The sequence below is a fragment of the Rothia sp. 88186D007BW genome, assembly GCF_053544215.1.
Map to the genome: position 1 here is coordinate 151,214 of NZ_JBPPTR010000002.1, position 25,364 is coordinate 176,577.

The window sequence follows — 25,364 nt, forward strand, 5'->3', positions numbered from 1 at the left end:
TTTCGTCCTTGATGTTTATATTCCATAGTGGCTATATAGCGTTTGTTTCACACTTATAAGCCTTAGATATCAAGGAAGCGGATATCCTTTGCGTTCTGCTGGATGAATTCTCGGCGGGCTTCGACATCCTCACCCATCAGCACGGAGAAGATCTGGTCGGCCGCGGCTGCGTCCTCCATCTTGACCTGCAATAGAGTGCGGCGGTCGGGGTCCATGGTGGTGTCCCACAGTTCGGTGTAGTCCATTTCGCCCAGACCCTTATAGCGCTGAATGCCGTTGTCCTTGGGGATGCGCTGGTTCTTGGCATAACCTGCCGCTAAGGCAGCGTCACGTTCGGCATCTGAGAAGACGTAGTCATGGGGGGCATTGGACCACTTGATGCGGTAGAGCGGGGGCTGGGCCAGGTAGACGTAGCCAGCTTCAATGAGCGGACGCATGTAGCGGAAGAGCAAGGTCAGCAGCAAGGTGGTGATGTGCTGGCCATCTACGTCCGCATCAGCCATGAGCACGACCTTGTGGTAGCGGGCTTTCTCAATGTTGAATTCTTCACCGATGCCGGTACCAAAGGCGGTAATCAGTGACTGAATTTCTGCGTTAGAGAGGGCACGATCTATGCGAGCGCGCTCCACGTTCAGCACCTTGCCTCGCAGGGGCAAAATGGCTTGGGTTTCGGGGTTGCGGCCGCGCACTGCTGAGCCGCCTGCTGAGTCACCCTCTACCAGGTAAATCTCTGAGATGGAGGGGTCTTTTGATGAGCAGTCTTTGAGTTTGCCGGGCATGGAGCCGGTTTCTAGCAGGCCTTTACGGCGGGTGGTTTCGCGGGCTTTGCGGGCTGCCAGGCGGGCCTGGGATGCGGTGATGGCACGGCGGACGATTTCTTTACCGGTGCTGGGGTTGCGCCCCAGCCAGTCGCCCAGCTGGTCCATGGTTTCACGCTGGACAAAAGCCTTGGCTTCGGAGTTACCCAGTTTGGTCTTGGTCTGACCCTCGAACTGGGGTTCAGAGATTTTTACGGAGATGACGGCGGTAAGGCCCTCACGGACGTCTTCACCGGTGAGGTTATCGTCCTTTTCGCGCAGCATCTTGTTATCGCGGGCAAATCGGTTAATGAGGGTGGTCAGGGCGGTGCGGAAGCCTTCTTCGTGGGTACCGCCCTCGTGGGTGTTGATGGTGTTGGCGTAGGTGTGCACCGATTCTTTATAGGCGGTGGTCCATTGCATGGCCACTTCCAGGCTCATCATGCGGTCGGTGTCTTCGGTGTCGAAGGCGATGATGTCATCGTGAACTACGGTGAGTTTCTTGGAGGTGTTGAGGAAGTTGACGTAGTCGAAGAGGCCGTCTTTGTACATGTAGGTGACGGTCTTGTGGCCCTGGGCGTTGGCCCCTACCTGGTTGAGGGGTAGCTTTTCGGGCTTTTCTTCGCCGGTGACTTCATCGCCTTCGTGGAGCTCGCGTTCATCGGTGAGCTGGATGGTTAGACCCTTATTGAGGAAGGCCATCTGCTGGAAGCGGGCGCGCAGGGTCTCGAAGTCGAATTCAACGGTTTCGAAGATTTCGGGGTCGGGGTAGAAGGTCTGGGTGGTGCCGGTTTCTTCGGTTGCTTCACCGCGGGTAAGGGGCTGGGTGGTGTGACCACCGTTGGCGTAGCTGATGTGCCACTTGTAGCCTTGGCGGCGTACTTCGGTTTCGACCTTGGTGGACAGTGCGTTGACCACGGAGATACCTACACCGTGCAGACCGCCGGAGACCGCATAGCCGCCGCCGCCGAATTTACCGCCGGCGTGCAGAATGGTCATGACGACTTCGACGGTAGGTTTCTTTTCGGTGGGGTGTTCGTCGACGGGGATGCCTCGACCGTTATCGGCAACTCGTACTGCGCCGTCTTGCTGGATGACGACCTCAATCAGGTCGGCGTGCCCTGCTAGGGCTTCATCGACGGAGTTATCGACAACTTCATAGACCAGGTGGTGTAGGCCGCGTTCGCCGGTTGAACCGATGTACATACCGGGGCGCTTGCGCACAGCTTCAAGGCCTTCGAGGACCATGATGTCGGCGGCGCCGTATTCGTGGGAGGTTTCTTCAGTTGCCACAGGTAATTAGGCTCCTTGCATGGTCGGTCTCGCACCGGCGGCCCTTCAGCGCGGACGCCCGGCGGTTAGGTTGCGGGGTGTGGCTACTGTGCGGGCGGGCAGGCGCGCGTATATATGCTCTCAATTCTACCGCACAGGGCTATTTTTGAGCCTGTTTTGTGACCTTTTAGCAGGGCACTTAGGGCCACAAGAGCCTGAGTGAGCCATGAGAGCGAATGGAACCCCTACACTGTGGGTTCTCACAGGGTGAGGGGGGCAGGGGCGCAGAAGCGATTTTTATCATTTTCTGCTCTTCGTTTTTTACCCGTAGGTATCGCGCGGCCCACGACCGCCGGGGGCAACCCGTCGCCCTTTTTTCCAGGAGGGGGCAGCAGGGCCAAAGGCGCGGACGTCCTTCACCACATCATCACCTAGCTCTCCGTTGAAGCGGCGCATGATGTCGTATTTCATTTGGCGAATTTGCACGGCCCAGGCGGTTGATTCACAGCGTACGGTCATCACCCCATCTTCAAAGCTCTCAGGGGTGGCTTTTGAGGCAATTTGGGGGCCGACCAGTTTATCCCAGCGGGCCATAACGGATGAGACAGCTAGGGGAGTGCTCCAGCCTCGTTCCATGATGACGCGATCTAGTAGCCCACTGAGATTTTGGGGGTCGCGGGCGCTAGGGCCTGACCCGGTGTAGCCGCCAAGCTGCCCGGTGGATTCGGCGGGTTTGAAGCGGCGTTTTTTTGTGCCGGGTTCGGTGTTCATGACGCGGCCAAAGTCTTTGATAATTTTTCGCCCTGCGGCCCCTTGGACTCGATGTTCACCGCGGGCCTCTTTTGCAGCTCGTATGCGGCTAAGTAGGGCGTGGGGGGCGTCAACCGATTCTGCCCCGTATTCTGAATGAGTCATATCATTAGGCATCAGAAGCTATTCCTTATCTGGAATATCACCTAGTGGTAGGCTATCTACCCAGGCTTTGCCAGGTTCAACCCGCACCAGGGTGATATCGCCCAGTTCCTCAGGAATATCGCTTGCAACCGCGCAGGTCACCAACACTTGTTCAGCACCCGCTACGATGGCCCCCAGTTTATGACGGCGGGCCGTATCAAGCTCTGCAAAGACATCATCAAGAATCAGAATGGGAGAGGCACCAGGAGCATCATGATCAGCCAGGTGCACATACCAGGACGCCAATTTCAAAGCCAAAGCATAGGACCAGCTTTCCCCATGAGAGGCAAAACCCTTAACTGGAATTCCTCCCAGCTCTAAGACCACATCATCACGGTGAGGGCCCACTAGGGTCACACCGCGCTCTATTTCTTCTTGCTGTTTCTCAGCAAAAGCACGCATCAATGCTGCCCGCATATCATCCACACCCATCAGCGCAGCAGAGGGTAAAACGGCAGCTGAGATCGCAGGGAAGACGGTGGAGTCATAGACCAGGCTTGCCATCTTAGAGCCCTCTGTTAGCTCCCCATAAGCTCTCTGAAGTTGCGGCAGCAGCAGGGCCAGAGTGCGCAAACGGGCCTGCAAGAGGTGGGCACCGACGTCCGCTAGCTGCTTGTTCCACACCTCTAGAGTGTAGCTATCGTCCGCTTTTGCCCGCCTGTGCGAGCGCAAAGATTTGAGCAGGGAATTGCGCTGGCGCACAATACGCTCATAATCAGCCCGGTAAGCAGCCACAGACGGACGTAAGGAGACCGCCAAATCATCGAGAAAACGGCGACGCCCGGCGGGATCCCCCTTGACCAGTTGCAGATCTTCGGGGGAAAAAAGCACGGTGCGAGTAACACCCAGGGCTTCACGGGCACGCACGGGCGCTGCCCGATTGATGCGCACCCGGTTACTTTTACCCGGTGCCAGTTCAAACTCAAGGATAGTTTGCTGGTTACCCCGTACCGTGCGGGTACGGATATAGGCGCGGTCAGCACCCACACGTACCAGCGGGGCGTCCTGACTGACTCGGTGCGAGGCTAATTGCGCGGTGTAGTCAATGGCCTCGACGATATTGGTTTTGCCCACCCCATTTGACCCGAGAAAGACGGTGACGCCGGGGCTCAGGGGCAGGGTCAGCAACTGGTAGGTGCGGTAGTCCATCAACGAAAGGTGGTCGATGTACAGCGCGCTCTCCTTGAGATAAAGGGGGTGTTCTAGGGTTTTACTGGTTTTGTAGGCGGATAGGCATGAGCAGGTAGCGGTAGTTCTTCTCATTGTCTGCCTGCCAGTCCTCTTGCTCTGAGAGTACAACGGGCTTGCGGGGGTCGGTGAAGGAGAACCGTACGAACTTGTTAGCGGCAAAGGTGTGCAGACCTTCAGAGAGGTAGCTGGGGTTGAAGGCTACGGTGATATCTCCTCCATGCAGGTGAGCCTGTAGGACCTCAGTTGCCTGGGCATCTTCGCCGGTGCCAGCGTCCAGGGTGACCTGACCTTGGCTGAAGGACAGGCGCACGGGGGTGTTGCGCTCAGCGACGAGGGAAACACGGCGCACAGCCTCCATGAGGTCTGAGGTGCGGACGATAGCGTGTACCGGGGTTACATCGGGGAAGAGGGAGCGAATCTTGGGGTATTCACCGTCAACCAGAAGGCTGGTGGTGCGGCGTGAGTCAGATTCAAAGCCGATGAGTTCGTGGGCATCGGAGAGGGCGATAGCTAGTTCCCCAGCACCACCTAGGGTCTTTGCGACCTCAGAGAGGGTTTTGGCCTTGACCAGAGCTGCGGTGGAGATGGAGGGGTCTGCGGGGTTCCAGGTCAGTTCGCGCATGGCCAGACGGTAGCGGTCAGTTGCCAGTAAGGTGATCTGGTTTCCTTCAATTTCCATTCGCACGCCGGTGAGAATCGGAAGGGTGTCATCCTTAGATGCTGCTACCGATACCTGGGTTACGGCTTTAGCGAATTCGGAGCCTTCGACGGTGCCTGATACTGCTGGTAGGGCAGGCAGCTCGGGGTAATCGGCTACTGGCATGGAGGAAAGGTTGAAGTTAGAGGAACCGCAGGAGAGGTGAACTTTACCTTCACGGAGTTCAAAGAGTGCATCTGCTTTAGGAAGAGAGCGGCAGATATCGGCTAGTAGTCGGCCAGAGACGAGAGCTTCGCCTTCTTCAGCGATGTCAGCTGCGATGTTGAGCTTGGCTGAGGTTTCGTAGTCGAAGCTTGCGATGGAGACTTCACCGGCTGCTGCTTTGATGAGCAGGCCAGAGAGTACGGGTACTGGCGGACGGGGGGAGAGGGAGCGAGCAGTCCAGCTGACAGCCTCGGCTAGGGTATCGCGTTCGACAGTAAATTTCACCGGAGCACCTTCCAAAGGTTAAACGTAAGAAGCCCTGACAGTGGGCGAAGTTCAAGTGTTCAGTCTACCGGACTGCCTGAGTGCTAACGCTGTTTTTCTGTAATTACAAGCAGTGACCCTGCACCGACCTTACCGCACTGAAATCTGTAATTACAAGAGCCTGAACCTCACGGCAGCACGAGCACAAGGTTTTTTGTTATTTGACGTTTTTTCTTTAAGAATCGTAGTGTTAATAACCCTTGTGAAAACTGTGGAAAACTCTCTTTCAGCCCGGAATCTAGCCTCAGAGCTTGTGGGGTATCTGTGTAGAAAATCTAGCTTCACTGTGAATGAATAGTGGATGGATATTTATGCAATCTAAGAACTACACAGGCTATGCATATTCATGCACTTAACATCCACAGCAAAACCCCTTAAGCCCCAGACTTATCCACAACCCTCTGACAAGGGCCTTTAAGACTTGGACGAATCGCGAGAACCCTGCTTAATACGGTTAGTTAGCTCTGTGACCTGGTTAAAGATAGGCCGCCGCTCTGCCATGAGATTACGAATCTTACGGTCTGCATACATGACAGTGGTATGGTCACGATCGCCCAACTCCTGGCCAATACGCGGCAAAGACATATCAGTCAGCTCTCGCAAGAGATACATAGCAATCTGACGAGCATTCACCAAGGTACGGCTACGAGACTTCGAACGAAGATCTTCAATCGTCACATCGAAATACTCAGCTGTTGCCTGCAAAACCTGCGAAGCGGTAATTTCCTGGGCACCATCGTCCAACAAAAGATCTTTGAGCACCTGCTCCGCTAACTGCATATCTGCCGGCTGGCCCTGCAAAGAAGCAAAAGCCGTCACACGAATCAGCGCACCTTCTAACTCACGAATGTTCGTGGAGATATGCGAGGCAATATATTCCATTACATCATCAGGCACATCAAGGCCCTCATTCTGAGCCTTCTTACTAAGAATCGCGATACGGGTCTCAAGCTCCGGGGGCTGCACATCTGTAATCAGACCCCACTCAAAGCGCGAGCGCATACGCTCAGCGAAACCGGTCAGCTGCTTAGGGGGCAAATCAGAGGTAATCACTACCTGCTTCTGGTGATTATGTAAGGCGTTGAAGGTATGGAAGAACTCTTCTTGGGTGCTGTCTTTCCCAGCCAGGAACTGAATATCGTCAATCAGCAGCATATCGACGTTGCGGTAAATCTGCTTAAAAGTAATGCCGTTATTATCGCGGATGGAATTAATAAAGTCGTTGGTAAACTCCTCAGAGTTCACATAGCGCACCCGCAAACCGGGGTAGAGGCTCTTAGCATAGTGGCCAATGGCGTGCAGCAGGTGGGTCTTGCCCAGGCCTGATCCGCCATAGATAAAGAGGGGATTATAGGCTGAGGCTGGAGTCTCCGAGACGGCGAAGGCCGCAGCGTGGGCAAAACGGTTGGACTGGCCGATCACAAAGCTATCGAAGGTGTACTTGGGGTTCAGGCGTGCGGTGGAATCCCAGGTTTTTACCTCACCAGGCTCGGCAGATGCTTCTACCATCTGCCCAGCTTCTGCCGGCTCTTGGACCGGGGCTGGTTCCTGGGAAGTCTGAATGCTCTCAGCACTTGCAGCCGGAGTCTCGGTGGGGGAGTGGGCCGGACGCTGGGGTGCTACTTCCTCGAACCCTGCCCCAGGAGCAGGTTCCCGCTCAACAGGGGCGGGAAAAGGTGCAGTAGGACGCTCGGTGGCAGGTAGGGCTACCTTCTCGGGGGAGTTCTCTAGGCTGGTATCAATAATGAAAGCCTCAGTCACGCCCTGACCGAAAGTGGCGGTAATCGCTTCTTGTAGAGTCTCTTTCAGCTCGTGCTGAAAAATGTCGCGGGTGAACTCACTAGGTACCGCAATCAGGAGCACATTTCCCATGAAGGCGTGAGGCTGAGCTAAACCAATATGTGCACGGTGACGCTGAGCCACCGAAGTATCTGCACGCAACAGAGCTACCAAGTGCATCCACTTCTTTTGAAGCTCCGGGTCCATGTAATCGCCCACTGGCTCTCCTATAATCTCAGGTCACGCAAAAAAACTTACCCACAGCTTAGCCACAGGCTCCACCAATTTATCACCATGTTATCCACAGGGTGGAAAACTTGTGATTTAACGAGTGGGTTACCTGTTTACAGTATGTGATTAAACCGTGCACCGCTAGCTCAAAGTCGCAGATTTTGTAACTTACAACTTTTCTCGGCCACCTTGTGGATAACTCTCGCTAGGGTGGGTGCAGTTGCAGACTATCCACAGGTGTGGGCAAACTCTCCTGCCCTCCTGTGATTAAAGACCTACCCCTAGCGGGCTTGACCTTATATCGCAACCTCTTCTAGAGTTGTTTAGTCAAAGTGTGCTAGGACTATGCCTATATCTAAGGCCTGATATCCGCCCCCTCAGTGTCGGAGCTAGCACACAGCAAGAAGCGTCAACCTGTTCGAAGAACTGTTGAAAGGTTGGCCCCCGTACCAACCATTTTTGGAGTAACCAAATGAGCAAGCGGACTTTCCAGCCGAATAACCGCCGTCGCGCCAAGAAGCACGGCTTCCGTCTTCGTATGCGCACCCGTGCAGGCCGCGCTATCCTCGCGCACCGTCGTTCAAAGGGCCGCGCAAGCCTCTCAGCATAAGGCTTCCCATCTCCTCGCCTCGGCCTAGCCCCTTGTGCAGGCCAGCGTGAACACGCAGCCCGCCGAGAGACGACCGAAGAAAACAAAGGAGAACACGTGCTGGCACAACAGCACCGGATGCGAGCCTCGGCTCAATTCTCAGCAACTACACGTTCCGGCGCCCGCTCAGGGCGTCGGAACTTAGTTCTATATACAGCCAAAACAGGCCAAGAACCAACCATCATCGGTTTCATCGTCTCAAAAGCCGTCGGCAACGCGGTCACCCGCAACAAAACCAAACGACGCCTACGCGAAATCATCGCCCCCTTCATTGCCACCCATCCCACCGGCTACCAGATAGTTGTGCGCGCCCTGCCCCCCGCAGCGTCCGCACCCTACAGCGACCTAGAAACAGACCTAAAAAGCGCCCTGACCACCACCCTCAAAAAACTCGGTGCCACCGCCCCCGAGGAGCTCTAACCCATGAGCAGCTCCCACACCCCACCTACCCGGGGCCAAGAGGACGAAGACGTCCTACTCACCCAAGCCCCCCACGAATTTGTGGTCCCCACCAGCATCGTCCAAGCAGCCATCACCCTGCCCCAGAACGTCCTCATCGCTTTTATCAAGATCTACCGTGCAATCGTCTCGCCACTCTACGGCAACGTCTGCCGGTACTACCCGAGCTGCTCCGCCTACGGGCTTGAAGCGCTCACCACCCACGGCGCAATACGCGGCCTCTCACTGACCGTCCGCCGCATACTGCGCTGCCACCCCTGGGCCACCGGCGGCCTGGACCCCGTACCTAAGGGCCCACGCACCTTTGCACCGGGCAAAGAACCCAAAATAATTCTTCTAAACCACCCGCACCAGCACCTGAACCACTAACAGGTCCTGGCTGCAATCCACCACAACCGGCTCACCTCATCGAGCCAGGGAGAGAACTATGTTCGACATCATTCTCTGGCCCTTTAAATGGATCGTCTCTGCGATTCTCTGGGCATTCCACGAACTCCTCACCACCATCGGCATGGACCCCGCCTCCGGCATCACCTGGGTACTTGCCATCATCGGCCTGACCCTGGTCATGCGAACCCTCACCATCCCGCTCTTTATGAAGCAAATCAAGGCCATGCGCGGTATGCAGGAACTGCAACCTGAACTGGCCAAACTACAGGCTAAATACAAGGGCAAAACCGATCAACTCTCCCGCCAGGCCATGGCCCAGGAACAGATGGCCCTCTACCGCGAAACGGGCTCCAACCCCCTCGCCTCCTGTATGCCTATCCTGGTGCAGATGCCCATCTTCTTCGGCCTCTTCCAGGTGCTCAACGGTGTGCCCACCGCAGCAGCTAACAACACTGGCATCCTGGTACTCGAAAATGCCAAAATTGAGCAGTTCAACGACGCCTACATCTTTGGTGCCCCCCTCTTCTCCTCCATGATGCGCCCTGGCGATGGTAACCACACCGCCACCATCCTTATCGCCGCCATCATGGTTGTGCTTATGAGCGCCGCCCAGTTCTACACCACCAAGCAGCTCTCTGCAAAGAACATGTCGGACGCCGCTAAACAGTCCCCCATGTACCGTCAGCAGCAAATCATGCTCTACGTACTGCCCCTAGTTTTCGCTATCTCAGGTATTAACTTCCCCCTCGGCGTGCTCGTCTACTGGACCGTCTCAAACTTCTGGTCAGTAGGCCAGCAGTACTGGGTCATCAAGAACAACCCCACCCCCGGCTCCCAGGCCGAACGCGAACTGAACGAACGCCGCGCCGCTAAGGGCCTGCCCCCTGTCGGCAAGACCAAGGAAGAGCACGAAGCTGAAATCGAAGCCCAGCGTGAGCGTGCCAACCGCGGCCAGCGTCAGCAGCCCATGAGCAAGAAACGCCAAAAGCAGCAGCAGAAAAAGAAGAAGAAATAGCGGCAGCTACAGGAGAAACCCCCCATGACTGAAGCATACGAAGAAAACGCCGCAGAAATCGCCCTAGACGACGCCCCAGAGCAGGGCTTTGAGGACGAAGGCGACATCGCCGCAGACTACCTCGAAGAACTCCTCGACATCGCAGATATCGACGGCGACATCGACATCGAGGTGCGCAATGGCCGCACCCACCTGTCGGTCGTTACCGAAGATGGCAACAACACCGATCTACAAGCTCTTGTCGGTCAGGACGGTGAAGTGCTGGACGCCCTGCAAGAGCTCGTCCGCCTCTCCGTCCTAGCTGCCACTGGCCAGCGCACCCGCCTAATTCTCGACATCGCCGAGCACCGCGCTAGCCACCAAAAAGCCCTGGTAGAGATGGCTGAGACTGCCATCGCCCAGGTCCAAGACACCGGCGATGAAGTGCACCTAGACCCCCTGGGACCCTACGAGCGTAAACTCGTGCACGACATCGTGGCAGCCCACGGGCTCTACTCAGAATCAGAAGGCTCTGGGCCTGACCGCCATATCGTCATCATGCTAGAGGAGGGCTAAACCATGAGCGAAGGAAGCACCCACCTGCCGGAGCTAGCTGGCCCTACCCTGGTAGCTGCTGACCAGGTTTTCGGTGACCGCCTGCCCCTGGCAGAGCGCTATGTTGAACATCTGGCAACCAGCGGCATCGAACGCGGTCTCATCGGCCCTCGTGAGGTTCCCCGCCTCTGGGAGCGTCACGTGCTCAACTGTGCCGTGGTTGAGGAATTCATTGAGGACGGTGCTCGCGTGGCTGACGTAGGCTCAGGAGCGGGCCTCCCAGGGCTCTGCCTGGCTATCGCCCGCCCTGATCTGCACCTGACCCTCATCGAGCCCCTAGAACGCCGCGTCATCTGGCTGACAGAGGTCGTAGATGACCTAGGGTTAGAGAACGTCGATATTCTACGTTCGCGTGCTGAACAGGCCATAGGGCAGGTAGAAGCAGACTATGCGACCGCCCGTGCAGTTTCTGCCCTGGTTGGACTGCTGGACATCACCCTGCCGATTCTGCGCGGCACTGGCCAGCTCCTAGCTCTGAAGGGGCGCAGTGCGGCTGATGAAATCACCAAGGCCCAGAAGAAGCTCAATAAGTACGGTGCTCGCCAGACCGAGATTCTTATCGCTGGTGAGTCCCTGCTCGAAGAGCCCACCACTGTGGTGCGTGTGAGCCTCTAAGAGCCTTAGCTCTAGTAAAGCCCGGCTTACCTCCTGTGTGAGGTAGCCGGGCTTTTATATACCTGCTACCTAGCCCTGAGTGTAAGTGGTGGCAGATGAAGCTGCCAGAGTCTGCGTGTCTTGGGTGAAGGTGTGGCGAGCGGTGATGATGGGCAATGGTCATAAGATTGAGTGGGAATGTTTCACATGAAACATAGATTTTTTATTCGTAAAACAACGTATTTACGGTGCTTAATTTTCCCTGTTTCGAGAGGTCGGTGAGAGAAGGTAATCTTAGATAAGCGAGACCACCATACCTACCAAGGGAGTATAGCCGGTGTCTACCATCTCCAATATCCCAGACTTTGGGCTACCGCCTGAACCCCAGAACGTCCCCGCCAAGCCCGACCGCGGCTCACATGTTTCACGTGAAACACGTGAAAAACTGGAGCGCACTGACCTTATCTCCGCCCAGACCAGCCCCATCACCCAACAGGCTCAATCGGCAAAACAACAGTTCGAAAAGCTCACCGGTGAGACACTGAACCGCCCCCAAGAAACTCGCATCTTCACAATCTCCAACCAGAAAGGCGGGGTTGGCAAAACCTCAACCGCCGTGAACATCGCAGCAGCGCTCGCCCTCAAAGGTATGAATGTACTGGTCGTCGATAACGACCCCCAGGGTAATGCCTCAACCGCGCTGGGCATAGAACACGGGGTAGAAGTACCCTCCACCTACGATGTGCTAATAGACGACAAACCCCTGGCAGATATTGTGCAACCCTGCCCCGATATTGAAAACCTCTGGTGCGCCCCGGCCAACATCGACCTGGCAGGAGCCGAAATCGAGCTGGTCTCCATGGTCGCCCGCGAAACCCGCTTAAAAACCGCCTTATCTGATTACGCCGCCGCCCGAGAAGCAGCCGGGCTGCCCCGCCTAGACTATATCTTTATCGACTGCCCGCCCTCCTTGGGCCTGCTCACTATCAACGCCTTCTGCGCAGCCCGCGAGGTGCTCATCCCTATTCAATGCGAATACTACGCACTAGAAGGGCTCAGCCAACTACTCAAAAACATTGGCATGATTCAAAAGCACCTCAACTCTGAACTACACATCAGCACCATCCTGCTCACCATGTATGACGGCCGCACCAACCTCTCATCCCAGGTCGCCGACGAAGTGCGAGAACACTTCCCTGAACAGGTACTTGAAACCGCTATTCCCCGCTCCGTGCGTATCTCTGAAGCTCCCAGCTACCAGCAAACCGTCATGAGCTACGACCCAGCCTCACCTGGTGCTGTAGCCTATCTGAAAGCTGCCGTAGAAATGGCAAAGAAAGCATAAACACCCTATACGGTATGTTTCACCCATAAAATTAAGGATCAACGGCGCCCTCTGTCATCCCAGGTCGCCGTTGGTCTTTGCTGGGGGGGCTCACTCCACTAGACTTGGGTGAGGAAAACTTTTGAGCACGGAGGTCAATATGGCAGAGAAGAAACGCGGTCTAGGGCGTGGCCTGGGCGCCCTCATCCCAGAGAGCGCCAAGCCCCCAGTAGAAGAGAAAAAAGCTGAGCCGGTGGCTACCGAACAGCTAGACCTAGGCTTGGGCGCAGACATTCCCACTCCTTCTCAGAAGAGTGTTTCACGTGAAACATCAAAGAAGAAGCGGGCAGATATGGGAGCTGCCCTACGCACCACCACTCCTTCCCGGCGTCCTGTCGATTTCTTCTTTGGTGACGAAACCGCTGGGGCAGGCGAGAACCTTGTGCCGGTGCCCGGCGCAGACTTTGCCACCCTGAACGTCACCGATATTCACCCTAACCGCAAGCAGCCCCGCACAGATTTTGATGAACAGGATATGCAGGAGCTGGTGCACTCCATCAAAGAAATCGGTGTGCTACAGCCGATTGTCGTGCGCCCCAGCCGGGAGAGCGGTGCCGAAAAATACGAGCTCATTATGGGCGAGCGCCGCTGGCGTGCCACCCAACGAGCTGGGCTGACCACCATCCCGGCAATTATCCGTGAAACCCAGGACGAAGACCTACTCCGGGACGCTCTCTTGGAGAATCTGCACCGGTCGCAGCTCAACCCTATTGAAGAAGCGGCCGCCTACCAGCAGCTTCTCGAAGAGTTTGGAACTACCCAGGAACAGCTAGCCCAGCGCATTGGACGTTCTCGCCCCCAAATTTCCAACACTATTCGTCTGCTGAAGCTGCCGGCCCTGGTGCAGCGCCGCGTTGCCGCCGGTACTATTTCTTCCGGGCATGCCCGCGCCCTGCTGGGCTTGAAGAAGGCCGCTGATATTGAGACTCTGGCTCAGAAAGTTGTCAACGAGGGGCTCTCTGTTCGAGCGGTGGAAGAACTCGTAGCAGCAGGCTCTACTTCTGATGCTGAGCGAGCTAAGAAAACCACAAAGGTTCAGGGTCATACTGAGCGGCTGGATTATCTGGCCGATGCTTTGGCTGACAAACTGGATACTAATGTCACCATTAATCTGGGGGCACGTAAGGGTAAGATGACTATTGAGTTCGCCTCGGTGGAAGACCTCAACCGCATCCTGGATCTGATTGACCCTCAGCTCAAGAGAAAATAGGGGAGCCTAATAGGGGTAGGGGTGCTATTTCTACCCCTGAAATGTAGAAGCGGTATCTGCCAGAAGTGCAGGTGCCGCTTCTCTATGTTTCACGTGAAACATGCCATGAGGTACTACTCCGGGGCCTGTTTTTTGGTTTTATGAGGCCTTGGAGATGGTGAAAACCTCTATATGGCCCCCTGTAGGCCTTACAGGGGCTCCCCCTGTATGGAACTAGGAATGTGTTGAGTTAGGCGCTGAGGGCGGCTTCTGGAGCTCCACTTTTTGCGGCATGGGCCAAAATCCTCCTGAATTCCTTGATGTGTATGCGTGCAATCGGAACTCATCTGGTCCTTATCTCATGGGATGCTCTGATTTCTCTAACCTATTGTGAGTGCTGTGCAAGAGGGGCGGGAAGTGGAGCTGAAGGGGTGTGGGGTGAATGTCATATGTTGTAGGATGAGGGTATCCCAAGGAGGTGATAATAATGAATTTTTTCTATGAACTTATTTCCTGGTTTGGCGGTTTCATTATTTACGGGTTGATGTTCCTTGCCTTTGTCGTCATTGTGCGTCGTGTGATTATTAAAGAAAAATCTAAAGCTGGAAAATCTAAAAATAAACCTGTCGCTAGTAAAGGTGATACATGTTCCGTTGATAAATCGACGTTGGGTGATAGTTTAGCCCAGCCTATAGAATTAAATGGTTCTTCTTTTACCCCCGGGCGGTCAGTCAGATCTGAAGCACCTCAGAAAAGTAATCGGGAGAGCTCGTCGATTTATGGCCCCGACAAAGACCCTCTAGAATCTTAAAAGCGCCTCTTCAAGGTTGAATTGGTATAAATTTCGAGTTTTTTACCGTTTCATGCGAAACATCACCCGTTTATAAGTCACCCTTTGATGAATATATATCATGTGTGGAGGTTGAAGATATGTATAAAAAATTATTTTTTTTATGGCTCTCTCTTTGTGGGTATTTGTTGCCTTTATTGAAGTATTTGTTTTTTCTCGTATGTTTACTTCGTGCCCAACAAATCTAGAATTAATCTATGGCGATGCCGGAGTTTCTCTTATTCCGTTGGGATATGCCTGCACTTGGGATTCTTTCCCTAGGGGGCGTTAAAATTTACCCACCTTTATCGACCCTGTTGACACCGCTGGTGCTTTTATTAGGGGGATCTAGTCTTTTGGGCAGCCTACCCAAACAGCTCGAAAAGCTGGTATAGCTCGCTCAACTTTGCTCCGTATCACCCAAGGAAAAACAGAGCCTACTCCCGCGACCTTACGCGAAATAGCCCTAACCCAGGGATCCGACCTCAACTAGAGTTCAATCAAGCACTTGATACTCTCTTTACTCGTGATGACGCAACACGGCTTATGCGTTTTCTCCTATCATGCGCATCTCGCCCCCTAGCTGCTTTCCCTAGAATAAATCTGCTGGGTTTCACGTGAAACATTCTGATTTTATCTTTTGTTCTTCTAGCAACCTTCTGAGGGCGTTAACAAGCCCCTCAGAAGAAGCTGAGGGGCTTGTGAGTGCCTAATGAATAGTGCCGTGTATGGGTGTCGAGAGAAAATATCGGCAGGCTAGAGGCTCCCGGTGGAAGGTAAGGCCTATTTAAGAAATTCTGCAAACTCCTGCTCCAAGGCAGCCTTGGGCTTAGCGCCGACGGTCTGCTTGGCAACCTCACCGTCCTTGAAGACGTAGATGGCGGGGATAGAAGTGATGCCGTACTTCATTGCGGTGGCGGGGTTGTTCTCAACATCGAGCTTGAGTACCTTGACCTTATCGCCGTACTCTTCACTGAGCTGGTCGATGACGGGGCCAACCATGCGGCAAGGGCCGCACCATTCAGCCCAGAAATCGACAATGACGGGCTTATCTGACTTAAGAACCTCGTCGCTAAAAGTAGCGTCAGTAACCTGCTGTGCCATGGTAAATAACCTTTCGTAGATAGGGGTGAGAGAACCTAGAGGGCCTCAAGGTAGTGCTGGGCATCCAGAGCCGCAACGCAGCCTGAACCGGCCGCTGTGATGGCCTGACGATAGGTGGGGTCGATGACGTCGCCTGCGGCAAAAACGCCGGGAATAGAGGTGCGTGAGGACCGGCCCTCTACAGCGATAGTGCCAGCCTCAGTAAGGTCTAGCTGCCCCTGCACCAAGGACGTGCGGGGGTCAGAGCCGATAGCGATAAAGACACCTTCAACGCTCAGTGAAGTTTCCTCCCCGCTCTTAATATTCGATAGGGTCAGGCCAGAGACTTTCTCTTCCCCGTCGATAGTCTTGACGACTGAATCCCAGATAACCTCAATTTTCTCGTGGGCTAAGGCACGCTGGGCCATGATCTCTGAGGCACGGAAGGAATCACGGCGGTGCACCAGGTAGACCTTAGAGGCAAAGGCGGTCAAGAAGAGGGCTTCTTCGAGGGCTGAGTCGCCGCCACCAATAACGGCCAGTTCCTTCTCCTTGAAGAAGAAGCCGTCGCAGGTGGCGCACCAGGAGACGCCGTGGCCAGAGAGGCGAGATTCGCCGTCCACACCCAGCTTGCGGTACTCCGATCCGGTGGAAATAATGACGGTCTGCGCCAGGTGAACTGAGCCGTCAGTCAGAATAACCTTCTTAATGTCGCCCTCAAGCTCAAGGCTGGCGACGTCCTCATAGCGAATATCTGCACCGAAACGCTCAGCCTGGGCGCCGATGTTGGTCATGAGTTCAGGGCCTTGAATGCCGTTGATAAAGCCTGGGAAGTTCTCAACTTCGGTGGTGGTCATCAGATCGCCGCCGGGGGAGATAGATGAGGCAAAGAGTAGGGGGTTGAGGTTGGCGCGGGCAGTGTAGATGGCGGCGGTGTAGCCTGCGGGGCCTGAGCCAACGATGATGACCTTGTGAACGGTCTGCTCGCCGTCTTGGGTAGAAGCGGCGGATGCGGTTTCACTGGTAGCTGCGCCTGCCAGGTTGAGGCTGGTAGCGGCGTTGCCGAAGAGGCCGCCAAGTGCGTTGGTAGTCATTGTTCTCCTTGATGACGGTGGGGTAGTGCGCTATGGAAAGAAACGGCGGGCAGGTGGGCTTTATTCCCAACCCACCCGCCGGCGGTAGATGTGCTGTTATTTGACGGAAATTTCTGCCAGGCGCAGGCCGTAGGTGTAGCCGGGTACGATGGGCTGGCTGAGCTGAGGTGCGCTGGTGAACTGCACAATGATGTACTCGGTCTTGCCGTCCTGGGCGTCCCTATTGAGCTCTACGGTGGTCTCACCAGGGGCAGCAAAAGTGCCAGAACCAACTTCGGTGGCACTTTCAAGAGAGGCCGAGTCATTAGCGTAGATAGTAAAAGCGCCCCCTACACCGGAGATTTGGTTAATGGTGATGCTGTTGACTGTGGTGGCCTCATCGAGCTTGGCTGAGAGGTAGAAGGAGTCGGTGAGCCCACCAAAGTTAGCCGAACCGAAAGCTAGGGACATCCAGGTTGTGGCAGGGTTGCCATCTGTTAGGTGCCCCAGTGTGGCATCACTTTCTGCCATAAGGTTGGCAGATGAGGGCACGGTGCGGGTGAAAGTGCCATCAATCTTGGGGGCAGGCAGGGTGGTCTCGCTGGGCGTGGGGGAGGCGGACGCCTTAGCTGAGGTGCGTGCAGGTGCATTAGCTGTTGTGGTGGCTATGGCTGTGCCGTTAGCGTCCAGAACTTCTTGAGAAGCATCGGAGTCCACCATGCCGCCGAGGGTGGCAAAGACCGCCCCGGCACCGATGACCAGTAGGAGGGCTGCTGCGATACCAACCACCCACATGCCGCCGTTACGTTCGGTAGGCTCACCGCCTTCGTAGTAGCCTTCTTCTTCGGCATCGTATTCTTCGAACTCGTTGGCGGCTTCTTCTGTGGGGGAGGGGGTGCGGGTTGCAGAGATAGCTGCTGCGCCTGCTGTTGCACCTGCCATGGCGCGGGTGCTCTCACTGGCAGGGGTGCCCTTGGCTACTACGTACCTGTTGGGGGCTGTCATAGAGCCGGTGTCACCAAAGATTTCTTCGCCAAACTCTTCGGTAGAGTTGGCCCCGCTTTCGGTCAGTAGAACATTGAGCAGGTGCTCGGGGCGGGAGTGGGAGGTCACCAGGTAGGTGCGCTCGCTGTGGTTGCCTAGGTCGAGTACCTGTACCGCGGAGCGTGAGAGTGCGCTGGAGTTGCGGGCGTTGGTGACTAGTAGGCGGCTTTGGTCGGGTGCGGCGACGATGATGGAGACCTTGCGGCCAAGCACTGTATCGAGGCCGTCGAGCACGGTATTGCCGCTGGCTGTGTCGAGCAGGTGTGCGGTGACTTTATAGCGATCTCCCAGCAGGGTGTTGAGGGGAATCTGCTGTGTCAAGTGGGGCCTCCCGTGGCGAATGGGTGAGTGATTAGTTAGGTTACTGAGTTTACCCTCTGTGGCGGGCGATGTGGCGGCGTATTCCGATTTTGGCCAGTATTGGGTTCATGAGGGTGTCAAGCTCACGCACATTTAACATCATGAGCATGGCGTAGTAGGCGATTGCCATGACCACACCGCCGACGGCTACGGTGATGAAGGCGCTGCTACGTGAGGCCCAGGCGAAGCCGTCGAAGGTGTAGCCACCTAGTAGGTAGAGAGCGGCGGCACCGGCTAGCCCTGCACTCATGGAGGCAAAAGATACACGGGCGTGGGTAGAAACAAGTTCGCGTACCCCGTAGTCGCCTAGGCGGCGGGTGAGGACGCGGTGGCTCAGGTAGACCGCTAGCACGTTCTGGAGGGCATAGGTGAGGGCTAGACCGTAGATGATGTACTGGGGTGCTAAACGTGAGGCGATGAAGCCCATGATGAGGATGAGCACCGCTGAGATGAGCTGAATGTAGAAGGGGGTTTTGGCGTCCTCTTGGGAGTAGAAGACGCGGCCCATCATGAAGGCGATGGTGAGGAAGGGGCCGCCGAGGGCGATGAGGGTGATAGTTTGGCCGATGACGGCACCTGCTTGTTGGGAGCCACCACCGAAAATCATGCCGATGGGCCCGGCGAAGACAATCAGGGCTACAGTGCAGAAGATGGTGGCGATGGAGGCGGTGCGCAGGCCAGATGAGAGCGTGGCGGCTACTGAGGCCTGGTCATTCCCCTGGGAGGCAGCTGACATACGGTTGAAAAGTACCGTTGCAATGGATAAGCCAATGACGCCGTGGGGTAGGGAGTAGAGCATGGAGGAATAGTTCAGGGCCTGCACACCGGGAATCTGTTGCCCTAGAGCTAGGAAATCTTCGCGGGAGCCCACCACGTCGGCAGCTATTTTAGTCAGGTAGAGGAAGGCCAAATTGGAGATGATGCCGGTAGCTAGGGTCCACCCTGCCAGGTTAGCTGCGGTGCTCAGGCCGATGCCGCGCCAGCCGAAGAGGGGCTTGAGCTTGAGGCCCACTTTTCGCAAGGGGATAAAGAGAATGAGGGCTTGCAGGGCCACACCCAGGGTTGCTGAACCGGCGAGCACCAGGGTCTGGGTGGAGGTCCAGCTCTCTAGATTGTGGAAGGGCGGGTTGGTGGTGACGTCCTGCGGGCCAAAGTAAAAGATGAAGCCTATGAGGGCGGCAATGGCTACGATGTTGTTGAGCACAGGTGCCCACATGTACCAGCCGAAGGCACCCCTGGCGTTGAGCACCTGCCCCAGTATCGTGTAGAGGCCGTAGAAGAAAATCTGGGGTAGGCACCAGAGGGCAAAAATCCAGCCGAAGTGCTGCTGCTCTGGCGTCCATTTGCTACCCATGATGGCAATAATGGGCCAAGAGAAGAGCAAAACCAGGGCGGTAATTGCGGCGATGCCGCTGACTGCTAGTGTCACTAGGCGCGAGACGTAGTCGGAGCCGCCGTCATCGTGCTTGGCTGCCTTAATGATTTGCGGTACCAGCACGGCATTAAAAATACCGCCAGCTACTAGCACGTAAATCAGGTTGGGGAGGGTGTTGGCGGTTTCAAAAATGTCGCCCACGGTGGCAGTAGCACCGAGAGCAACAGTAATGAGGAAGGTTTTAACGAAGCCGAGAACCCTCGAAACGAGCGTACCAGCGGCCATAATTGCGCTGGATAAAGCACCGGAACGTGCCACGGGAATCCTTATCTACTCAGTCAGCTAGGAGAGCTGGTGAATGATGTACTCACGGGCAATCTCAGCGATGCGCCGCTCGTTGGGGAATGAGAGTTTGCGCCCCAAATCATCAATGTTGACCCAGGCGACATCTACCGCCTCATGGTCGGGGTCGTTCTCTGTGGTCAGCTCACCACCGGTTGCAGAGAACAAGAAATGGTGAACCGTCTTATGGACGCGGTGCCCTGGCACATTGAACCAGTAGTCGATGGACCCCAGCGAAGTAATCACATCACCAGAGATACCGGTTTCTTCTTCAATTTCGCGGGCCGCCGCTACCGCCCTGGTTTCCTCCCCTTCGGGGTGACCCTTGGGCAGGCACCACTCTAGACGTCCGCCGCGGTTGACGCGGGCGATGATGGCAACAGGCAGGTTGCGGTCGTCAAAGTTGACGATGACGCCGCCTGCAGAGACCTCCTCAACCGTGGGCATGGCAGCAACGGGCATGAAAGCCCGCCTCTTGGGTGCCCGGGGAATAGGAAAAGTCATGTCTCTACCTTAACCGATAGAAAGGGGTGATGTTTTAAAAGTTGAGGGTGTAAGTGGTAACTTGTGCGGTTTGCTGGCACGATTGAAGGGTTATGGCGCATGTTTTTGATACTTCCCTTATTCACCCGGTAGCACTTGAGGCCGGCGAGCTCTTTGCCCGCGCGGGCTTTGAACTGGCCCTAGTCGGCGGGCCTGTCCGCGACCTATTTTTGGGGCAGACCTCGGTAGATTTAGACTTCACCACCAACGCCAGCCCCGATGAAACCTTGACCGTAGTGGAAGGCTGGGCTGACGCTACCTGGGAAATCGGTAAGGAATACGGCACCATCGGTATCCGTAAGGGTAATGAGATGGTTGAGATTACCACCTACCGCGCTGAAAAATATGACCCTGATTCTCGTAAACCGGTCGTTGCCTTCGGCACAGATTTGAAGGAAGACCTCTTCCGCCGCGACTTCACCATTAACTCTATGGCCCTGCGCCTGCCCTCCCTGGAACTGGTTGACCCCTTCGGTGGGCAAGAAGACCTCCGACGGGGCCTTATCTGCACACCTGGCACCCCGCAGGCCTCCTTTTCTGACGACCCGCTGCGCATGATGCGCGCTGCCCGTTTCGCCTCACGTCTAGATATTGACCTGGCCCCCGAGGTTTTTGAGGCCATGGTCGATATGGCCGACCGTATCCAGATTATTTCGGCTGAGCGTGTACGCGATGAACTGGTCAAACTGATCTGCGGCAAGGCACCGCGCCGCGGTGTTGACTTGCTGGTGGAGTCGGGGCTAGCGTCCTTTGTTCTCCCTGAGATTCCGGCCCTGAAACTGGAAGTCGATGAGCACCACCACCATAAGGACGTCTACCAGCACTCCCTGACCGTTATGGAGCAGGCGGCCGCCTTAGAAACCGGCGCGGACGGCCCTGTGCCCGGCCCCGACTTCATCCTGCGCTTTGCTGCGCTTATGCACGATATTGGCAAGCCTGCCACCCGCAAATTTGAGAGCAACGGGTCAGTGAGCTTCCTGCACCACGATGTGGTGGGGGCTAAGCTGACCAAGAAACGTATGCGCGAACTGCGCTTCGATAATGACACCATCAAGGCTGTTGCCCGCCTGGTAGAACTGCACATGCGCTTCTACGGCTACGGGGACGCCGGCTGGTCAGATTCGGCTGTGCGCCGCTACGTTCGCGATGCTGGGGCCCTGCTAGAGCGCCTGCACCGGCTCACCCGGGCGGACGTCACCACCCGCAACAGGCGCAAAGCCAACCGCATCGCCTCCGCCTACGATGATCTAGAACGCCGTATCGACGAACTTGCTGAGCAAGAAGAACTCAACTCTATCCGCCCCGATTTGGACGGCGAAGAAATCATGCAGATTCTCGGCATTAAGCCTGGCCCCCAGGTAGGCCAAGCCTACAAGTTCCTGCTCAACCTGCGCCTAGACGAAAGTGCCCTAGGTAAGGACGAAGCCACTGCCCGCCTACTGGAATGGGGCAAAGACAACCTGGCCTAGCCAGGCCAGTAACCGCCCCTCTCGCTGAGTTCTCATACCGGGGAATGGCGAAAACTCATTCCGCAGGCTGATGATTTTATTAGCCTAACCCCCTAGTGTTAAATAACGATAGCGTCACACAACAAGGGGAGACTCATGCTCGAGGTCAGAAACCTCACCAAAAACTACGGCCCCAAAATAGCCGTCAACGACATCAGCTTCACCGTACCCAACGGCAAGGTAACCGGCTTCCTTGGGCCCAACGGTGCCGGCAAATCCACCACCATGCGCATGCTAGTAGGCCTAGAAAACCCCTCCAAGGGCAGCGCCCTGGTCGATGGGCAGCCCTACCGCTGCCTCAAGAGCCCGCTAACTTCCGTTGGTACCCTCCTTGATGCTAAAGCCATGCACCCCGGGCGTAATGGGGTAGCCCACCTGCGCTCGCTGGCGCTGACCCACGGTATCCCTAAATCTCGTGTTGATGAGGTCATTGAGATGACCGGTCTGGCTGCGGTGTCGAAGAAGAAGGTTAAGGGCTTCTCCTTGGGCATGGGCCAGCGTATGGGTATTGCTGCGGCCTTGCTGGGTGACCCTCAGAACGTCATTCTTGATGAGCCTGTGAACGGTCTTGACCCTGAGGGTGTTATCTGGGTGCGTAATCTAGCTCGTTACCTGGCTTCAGAGGGGCGTGCTGTGCTGATTTCCTCCCACCTGATGAGCGAGATGTCTCAGACCGCAGATGACCTTATCGTGATTGGTCGTGGGCGTTTACTGGCTAATTGCTCCATGGAAGAGTTCTTGAAAATTGGTGATGAGAATAAGGTGCTGGTGCGTACCGACGCCCGTGATGTTTTGGCTCCGATTCTGAAGGAAGCCGGTCACACTGTCACTGCTCTTGAAACAGATGGGCTGATGGTCGAACATGCGGACGCCCGCGGCCTAGCCCGCCTGGCGCAGGCGGCCGGTGTGCTTGTGCATGAGCTGACCCCGCAAAAATCTACCCTGGAGCAGGTCTATATGAATATGACCCGCGACGATGTGGAATACACTTCGGCTAGCTTTGCTACCCCTCAGCAGAACCTTGGTGCAAGCACCTCAGATAGCACCCCGGCTCAGGCAGATGCCTCAGACTCAGAAACCCCTTGGTCCTCAACTTCAGCACAGGAGAACTAACTTATGACTACCGCACCTGTTTCTGTCGCGTCCGCGCAGGCCAACCATTCTCGTTTTGCTGAACGTAAGCTGACCTTCTGGGGCGTGCTACGTTCTGAATTTCTGAAGTTCCGCACCTTGACCACCAACTGGGTGATGACCCTGGTGCTGGCTCTGGTCATGCTGGGCATGGCCCCGCTCTATGCCCTGATGCTGAACTCTATGGCTGATAGCCCTGAGGTGATGGCTCAAGCCTCTGAGGGTATGGCTCAGACTAATGCTGGGGTTGAGTCTCTTACTAGCCTGGCCTACGCGATGGGAGGCTCTGGTGTTGATTTGGCTAATATGCTGATTGCTGCTGTAGCGGCGGTCTTCATTGGTTCTGAATATGCCACCCGGTCTATACAGACGAGCCTGACCGCTGTTCCCCGCCGTGCATCCCTCTACCTGGCCAAGCTTGTGGTCTTGAGTATCTACGGTTTTGTCATCGGCTTCATTCTTGCTGCCCTAGCCTATGCGGTCGGTTACCCTGTGCTGAACTCTACTCTGCAGGATTCCTTACCCTTTACCGATGGGCTACTGCTGAACTGGGTGGCGGTAGGTCTCTACTTCATGTTCATGGTCTGGATGGGCTACGGCTTCGGTGCCCTCTTCCGCAATAATGCTGGCGGTATTGTCATGGTGGTCTTCCTCCTCTTCATCTTGCCTATTATTGCCGCGATTTTCATGGGCCAGTTCGAGTGGGTAGCAGATGCCTACAACTACCTGCCCTCAGCCCTGGGGCGCATCATTCTCACCTATGATCTGACCCCTGATGCTGAGATTAGCTATCTTGAGGCTGGCTCCTGGTTCGCCCTGTGGGGTGCAGTCCCTGCCCTGCTGGGTTACCTGCGCTTCGCTTTTACTGATACCCGCGGCTAAAACTAACTAGCCTTTACATAAGCTATGGGCCGGTCACTCGAAGGGGTGCCCGGCCCTTTATCTATCTGTCTCATAGATTGGCTAACCCCACCTCCTGCGCCTCATTGCACCCCTTAGCTCGTAAACTAGAACCATGGTTGAGCGTAAACATGATGGTGAAAGACGACTAATCCGTGCTAGCAATACGTGGCTGGCCCGTGCTGTTGCACAGACTAAACCCGATGCTGTGCGTCAAACCGTCACCACCTCCATTGAGCGCATTAACCGGATTCCTGGCCGGGCCGCTGGCATCCTCACCCGTAAGGACGTGCAGATTGTGCGCGTCCGCCTGATTCTGACTACCCTCTTCGTTACCTTTTTAGCAATGCTGGTAGCTGCTGTAGGTAACTATTTTTCCTTGACGCGCACCCCGGAAGGCAGTGTGGAGCACTATATGAGTGCTTTAGAAAGAGGGGACTATGTTGCAGGTATCGACAGTGACGCCTACAGCAACTTTGATTACACCTATCTGACTAACTCCATTTACCGCTCAGCCCCAGGGCGGGTAGAAAAATATACGGTTACGGGCGCAACTGAAGGGCCAGACGGTCAAGCTCACGCCAGCGTCCTTGCTACTATCGACGGTCAAGACCACGAGATGATCCTGCCCTTGAGCAAGGTGCATCGAACCGGGCCCTTTAATGACACCTGGGATCTAGCTACCCCCGCCCAGTCTTATCTGACTCTTACCGCACCTGTTGCCCTTGCCGGGGTGCAGGTTAACGACCAGTCTCTGAGCTTGCCGGTGACTCGCCGTACTGAAACTGAAGCTGGTTATCAGTGGATTATTCCTACCTTGCCTGGCACCTATAATTTCACTCTGCCAGCTAGCTCCTACTACACCCTGAGCCATACTGACCACACAGTCACTGCACCCTTGCCTGGCTCAGCAGATAACCACCAAGAACTTACCCTTCAGGTGCGCCCTTCACCGCGCATGTGGAACGAAACTAATAACTTCATTACCTCCTGGTTAGAGCGTTGCGAAAGTGCCCGCAGGTTGGATGTTGCAGGCTGCCCCACCTCTACCTTGCATGGTTCAGAGTCTACTGCCACGGTCAGCAACGTCGTCTGGAAGCTTACCGACCGCCCTGCCTTCTACCTGGTGCCAGACCGCACTGACCCGCGAGTTTGGCGGGCCTCCCGCTACCGCCAAGCGACCTTTGAAGTTACCTATCTTGCCGATGGTAAAGCCCAACGAGAAGTCATCCCCTTCTATATCAATGCTGAAGTAGTCTCAGATGGGAACCAGGCCACTATTAACGTAGGTTTGGGAGGGAGCGAAGAAAGCGAAGCCCAGGTACAGCAAGCCATCAGAGAAGAAGAATCTTCCACCTCCACTCTCCAAAAATTTGTACCCTCACCCTAGCCCTAGTGTCTCAAGGCGGGAAACCATGGGCTTTTTCTTCTTGTTTGGTGCTGTGAAGAACACCGCTTTAAACCTCTAAACCCTGCCCAAACCGGCCGTCCT

23 protein-coding genes and 1 pseudogene are annotated in these 25,364 nt (G+C 55.7%); 14 read left to right on the forward strand and 10 right to left on the reverse strand.

The annotated features are described in order from the left end of the window. Positions 1–62: 62 nt before the first annotated feature. The 5 genes from gyrB to dnaA all read right to left on the reverse strand — a co-directional run bounded on the left by gyrB (position 63) and on the right by dnaA (position 7,386). Positions 63–2,045: a DNA topoisomerase (ATP-hydrolyzing) subunit B gene (gene gyrB / locus ACEE09_RS01950; RefSeq protein WP_449081647.1), complete on the reverse strand. Its 1,983-nt coding sequence runs from the start codon at positions 2,043–2,045 to the stop codon at positions 63–65. A gap of 345 nt (positions 2,046–2,390) precedes the next feature. Continuing rightward, on the reverse strand, positions 2,391–2,984 hold the full coding sequence (locus ACEE09_RS01955; protein WP_449081584.1) for a DUF721 domain-containing protein: 594 nt from the start codon (positions 2,982–2,984) through the stop codon (positions 2,391–2,393). An 18-nt stretch (positions 2,985–3,002) separates the two neighbouring features. Continuing rightward, entirely contained in the window at positions 3,003–4,196 is a 1,194-nt protein-coding gene (gene recF / locus ACEE09_RS01960) for a DNA replication/repair protein RecF (protein ID WP_449081649.1), read from the reverse strand. Between the two features lie 37 nt (positions 4,197–4,233). Beyond that, positions 4,234–5,361 carry a DNA polymerase III subunit beta gene (dnaN, locus tag ACEE09_RS01965; RefSeq protein ID WP_449081586.1) on the reverse strand — a complete coding sequence of 376 codons (1,128 nt, stop codon included), beginning with the start codon at positions 5,359–5,361 and terminating at the stop codon, positions 4,234–4,236. A 453-nt stretch (positions 5,362–5,814) separates the two neighbouring features. Beyond that, complete coding sequence (gene dnaA / locus ACEE09_RS01970; protein WP_449081651.1) at positions 5,815–7,386, reverse strand: chromosomal replication initiator protein DnaA; 1,572 nt, start codon at positions 7,384–7,386, stop codon at positions 5,815–5,817. Positions 7,387–7,882: 496 nt separating this feature from the next. Between dnaA and rpmH the strand changes: the two genes are divergently transcribed. The 10 genes and pseudogenes from rpmH to ACEE09_RS02020 form a co-directional block, all read left to right on the forward strand. Beyond that, positions 7,883–8,020 carry a 50S ribosomal protein L34 gene (gene rpmH, locus ACEE09_RS01975; protein ID WP_449081587.1) on the forward strand — a complete coding sequence of 46 codons (138 nt, stop codon included), beginning with the start codon at positions 7,883–7,885 and terminating at the stop codon, positions 8,018–8,020. 96 nt (positions 8,021–8,116) lie between these two features. Further along, complete coding sequence (rnpA, locus tag ACEE09_RS01980; RefSeq protein ID WP_449081589.1) at positions 8,117–8,479, forward strand: ribonuclease P protein component; 363 nt, start codon at positions 8,117–8,119, stop codon at positions 8,477–8,479. A gap of 3 nt (positions 8,480–8,482) precedes the next feature. Then, complete coding sequence (gene yidD / locus ACEE09_RS01985; protein ID WP_449081590.1) at positions 8,483–8,887, forward strand: membrane protein insertion efficiency factor YidD; 405 nt, start codon at positions 8,483–8,485, stop codon at positions 8,885–8,887. A 58-nt stretch (positions 8,888–8,945) separates the two neighbouring features. Next, entirely contained in the window at positions 8,946–9,923 is a 978-nt protein-coding gene (yidC, locus tag ACEE09_RS01990; RefSeq protein ID WP_449081591.1) for a membrane protein insertase YidC, read from the forward strand. 24 nt (positions 9,924–9,947) lie between these two features. After that, complete coding sequence (locus tag ACEE09_RS01995; RefSeq protein ID WP_449081593.1) at positions 9,948–10,478, forward strand: Jag family protein; 531 nt, start codon at positions 9,948–9,950, stop codon at positions 10,476–10,478. Positions 10,479–10,481: 3 nt separating this feature from the next. Beyond that, positions 10,482–11,132, forward strand: coding sequence for a 16S rRNA (guanine(527)-N(7))-methyltransferase RsmG (gene rsmG / locus ACEE09_RS02000; protein ID WP_449081595.1), 651 nt, complete (start codon positions 10,482–10,484; stop codon positions 11,130–11,132). A 520-nt stretch (positions 11,133–11,652) separates the two neighbouring features. Beyond that, a complete protein-coding gene (locus ACEE09_RS02005; RefSeq protein WP_449081653.1) occupies positions 11,653–12,456 on the forward strand; it encodes a ParA family protein in 804 nt (267 codons plus the stop codon). Positions 12,457–12,595: 139 nt separating this feature from the next. Continuing rightward, positions 12,596–13,705 (forward strand): ParB/RepB/Spo0J family partition protein, encoded by a 1,110-nt coding sequence (locus ACEE09_RS02010; protein WP_449081597.1) that lies wholly within the window; start codon positions 12,596–12,598, stop codon positions 13,703–13,705. Between the two features lie 466 nt (positions 13,706–14,171). Continuing rightward, a complete protein-coding gene (locus tag ACEE09_RS02015) occupies positions 14,172–14,495 on the forward strand; it encodes a hypothetical protein (RefSeq protein ID WP_449081599.1) in 324 nt (107 codons plus the stop codon). A 397-nt stretch (positions 14,496–14,892) separates the two neighbouring features. After that, a pseudogene (locus tag ACEE09_RS02020) lies at positions 14,893–15,006 on the forward strand (helix-turn-helix domain-containing protein); the annotation flags it as partial. 290 nt (positions 15,007–15,296) lie between these two features. Here ACEE09_RS02020 and trxA read toward each other — a convergent pair. From trxA to ACEE09_RS02045, 5 genes are all read right to left on the reverse strand, one after another. Continuing rightward, positions 15,297–15,617 carry a thioredoxin gene (gene trxA / locus ACEE09_RS02025; protein WP_449081601.1) on the reverse strand — a complete coding sequence of 107 codons (321 nt, stop codon included), beginning with the start codon at positions 15,615–15,617 and terminating at the stop codon, positions 15,297–15,299. Between the two features lie 35 nt (positions 15,618–15,652). Beyond that, positions 15,653–16,690 (reverse strand): thioredoxin-disulfide reductase, encoded by a 1,038-nt coding sequence (gene trxB / locus ACEE09_RS02030; RefSeq protein WP_449081602.1) that lies wholly within the window; start codon positions 16,688–16,690, stop codon positions 15,653–15,655. 96 nt (positions 16,691–16,786) lie between these two features. After that, a complete protein-coding gene (locus ACEE09_RS02035) occupies positions 16,787–18,034 on the reverse strand; it encodes a serine/threonine protein kinase (protein ID WP_449081604.1) in 1,248 nt (415 codons plus the stop codon). 49 nt (positions 18,035–18,083) lie between these two features. Then, on the reverse strand, positions 18,084–19,766 hold the full coding sequence (gene murJ, locus ACEE09_RS02040) for a murein biosynthesis integral membrane protein MurJ (protein WP_449081606.1): 1,683 nt from the start codon (positions 19,764–19,766) through the stop codon (positions 18,084–18,086). Between the two features lie 24 nt (positions 19,767–19,790). Continuing rightward, entirely contained in the window at positions 19,791–20,294 is a 504-nt protein-coding gene (locus ACEE09_RS02045; protein ID WP_449081607.1) for an NUDIX hydrolase, read from the reverse strand. A 92-nt stretch (positions 20,295–20,386) separates the two neighbouring features. Here ACEE09_RS02045 and ACEE09_RS02050 point away from each other — a divergent pair, with 92 nt between their 5' ends. The 4 genes from ACEE09_RS02050 to ACEE09_RS02065 all read left to right on the forward strand — a co-directional run bounded on the left by ACEE09_RS02050 (position 20,387) and on the right by ACEE09_RS02065 (position 25,262). Further along, positions 20,387–21,802, forward strand: coding sequence for a CCA tRNA nucleotidyltransferase (locus ACEE09_RS02050; RefSeq protein ID WP_449081609.1), 1,416 nt, complete (start codon positions 20,387–20,389; stop codon positions 21,800–21,802). A 135-nt stretch (positions 21,803–21,937) separates the two neighbouring features. Beyond that, positions 21,938–22,954 (forward strand): ABC transporter ATP-binding protein, encoded by a 1,017-nt coding sequence (locus ACEE09_RS02055; protein WP_449081611.1) that lies wholly within the window; start codon positions 21,938–21,940, stop codon positions 22,952–22,954. Positions 22,955–22,957: 3 nt separating this feature from the next. Then, positions 22,958–23,854, forward strand: a complete 897-nt coding sequence (locus ACEE09_RS02060; protein WP_449081613.1) for an ABC transporter permease subunit — start codon at positions 22,958–22,960, stop codon at positions 23,852–23,854. Between the two features lie 133 nt (positions 23,855–23,987). Beyond that, positions 23,988–25,262, forward strand: a complete 1,275-nt coding sequence (locus ACEE09_RS02065) for a hypothetical protein (protein WP_449081615.1) — start codon at positions 23,988–23,990, stop codon at positions 25,260–25,262. Positions 25,263–25,364: the final 102 nt, after the last annotated feature.